Source organism: Psychrobacter sp. FME13, assembly GCF_014861395.1.
Lineage (GTDB): Bacteria > Pseudomonadota > Gammaproteobacteria > Pseudomonadales > Moraxellaceae > Psychrobacter.
On the sequence record NZ_RRYV01000256.1, the window covers coordinates 1 to 2,275 of the forward strand.

Genomic DNA, 2,275 nt, shown 5'->3' on the forward strand with positions numbered 1-2,275 from the left:
CGGCCTTATCAGAGAGTACTTGCCTAAGGGTTGTGACTTTAGACAAGTCTCTGATGATGAGATGCAGGACATTGAGAACAAATTAAACAACAGACCAAGAAAACGATTAGGGTTTAAGACGCCTATGCAGGCGTTCTATAATATTAATTAGCGTTGCACTTGGTGTGTTAATCTAAGTATTCAAATTATATTGAACCGACTATATCGAAATTATTTATAACTGGGCTAAACATAGCTAGATAAAGCATTGGCGAAATCAACAGAAAGAAGATATCGGAGCATAATGGATGTATTGACCCCCTTAAATAGTCTGCTAAATAGTATAGGTGAGTTTTTAACAATATTTAACAATACTTAACAGTTTTGATACTTTGAGTGTTTTTTAGAGTCGGATAATGAAGTATAAATTTTTTATTAACTTTTGTCGTTAGCCTATTTTATAACCGTATAGCCAATTCAATATAAAAAATAGTTAGCAAGATTGGAGCGATGTTTTTACCACTTTTATCTACGTCACTTTTATCTGCATAGCCACAGTCTGAAGTAAAAACTTAACTCAGTCGCGTGTCATATAAAATGCATTTATTTTATTTAGAATTGACCATACCAAGCAAGAGTGCGTTGATTATCAACGAAGGAGTTTTTTATGAAAGCAGCACGTTTTTATGATAAAGGCGATATTCGTATTGAAGATATTCCAGAGCCTACAGTAGAAGCAGGTACAGTCGGTATTGATGTAGCATGGTGCGGTATCTGTGGGACGGATCTGCATGAGTTTATGGAAGGTCCCATCTTTATTCCTCCATGTGGTCATCCGCATCCTATTTCAGGTGAGTCAGCGCCAATTACCATGGGGCATGAGTTCTCAGGTGTGGTGTACGCCGTTGGTGAAGGTGTTGATGATATTGAGGTCGGTCAGCATGTCGTGGTTGAACCCTATATCATCTCTGATGATGTACCAACAGGACCTGGTGAGGATTATCATTTATCAAAAGATATGAACTTTATTGGTTTGGGTGGCCGTGGCGGCGGTTTGTCCGAAAAAATCGCTGTAAAACGCCGCTGGGTACATCCTATCGCCAATAATATTCCATTAGATCAAGCTGCTTTGATTGAGCCGTTAGCTGTTGGCTATCATGCATATGTGCGTAGTGGTGCTAAAGCAGGTGATGTGGCTTTGGTTGGTGGTGGCGGTCCTATTGGTCTGTTATTGTCTGCCGTACTAAAAGCCAAAGGTATCACTGTCATCATGAGTGAGCTCAGTGCCAAGCGTAAAGAAAAAGCGCTTGATAGTGGTGTTGTCGATCATGTTATTGACCCTACCAAAGACGATTTGGCCGAAGAAGTAATGAAAATCACTGAAGGCGAGGGTGTTGATGTTGCTTTTGAATGTACGAGTGTCAATGCTGTTTTAGACTCTTTGGTTGAGCTGACTAAACCAACAGGTGTGGTGGTAATTGTTTCTATTTGGAGTCATCCGGCTACTGTAAACGTACACAGTGTGGTGATGAAAGAGCTTGATGTGCGTGGTACGATTGGCTATGTTAATAACCACAAAGATACGATTCAGCTTGTAGAAGATGGTCTGGTCAATCTTGAGCCCTTTATTACTCAGCGTATCGCGTTAGATGATTTGATCTCCAAAGGCTTTGAGACACTGATTCACAATAATGAATCAGCGGTAAAAATCATCGTAAATCCAAACCTATAATTACAGCGTATTGCCGATGAGTCAGTGCTATCAGGATTGAAGTGCGGACTGATTGAACCAGTAATTATTATGGTTTTAGTTATTATACTTTTGATGTAATCCCTGCTAACTAGCGGGGATTTTTTATACAAATAACAGGCACAAAAAAACCTGCTAAAAGCAGGTTTTGATATTTAGTCTAAGATGTACTATCCGAAAATGGTGGGGCTGGAGAGACTCGAAACCTCCTTACAATTAAATCACTGCAGCGATACGATAGCTAATACCTTGTTATATATATGTTTTATATAAATCGTAATGCTATATGAGCAGTAAATGCTATCCCATGCTAATCCCATACTTTAGATAGTCAAAGACTGAGACAGTATGGGTCAGGTGGGGAATTAGACGTTTTTAAAATTTTAGGTGGTGTTCTAAAAAGTATGCTGGCATCAGACGTAGCCATAATTGATGTAAAAGAACACCATATCAAACACTTTGAAGTGATTATCGAGCTTCTTAGAGAAACAACAGGTTTTTCTAACCGCTCGTCTTAATCGGTGTCTAAGGCGACAGTTATTACCC

The 2,275-nt window shown here is 39.2% G+C and carries 1 protein-coding gene and 2 pseudogenes; 2 read left to right on the forward strand and 1 reads right to left on the reverse strand.

The window, feature by feature from the left end; all coding sequences use genetic code 11:
• Together EI164_RS17235 and EI164_RS15695 are read left to right on the forward strand one after the other, a co-directional pair.
• Positions 1–151: pseudogene (locus tag EI164_RS17235) on the forward strand (IS30 family transposase); the annotation flags it as partial.
• 495 nt (positions 152–646) lie between these two features.
• Positions 647–1,711: a 2,3-butanediol dehydrogenase gene (locus EI164_RS15695; protein WP_192520911.1), complete on the forward strand. Its 1,065-nt coding sequence runs from the start codon at positions 647–649 to the stop codon at positions 1,709–1,711.
• 431 nt (positions 1,712–2,142) lie between these two features.
• Here EI164_RS15695 and EI164_RS15700 read toward each other — a convergent pair.
• A pseudogene (locus EI164_RS15700) lies at positions 2,143–2,275 on the reverse strand (IS1 family transposase); the annotation flags it as partial.

What these genes read in the sequence shown, in the direction of transcription:
- EI164_RS15695 (WP_192520911.1), top strand. Translation starts at nt 647, where the DNA reads ATGAAAGCAGCACGTTTTTATGATAAAGGCGATATTCGTATTGAAGAT.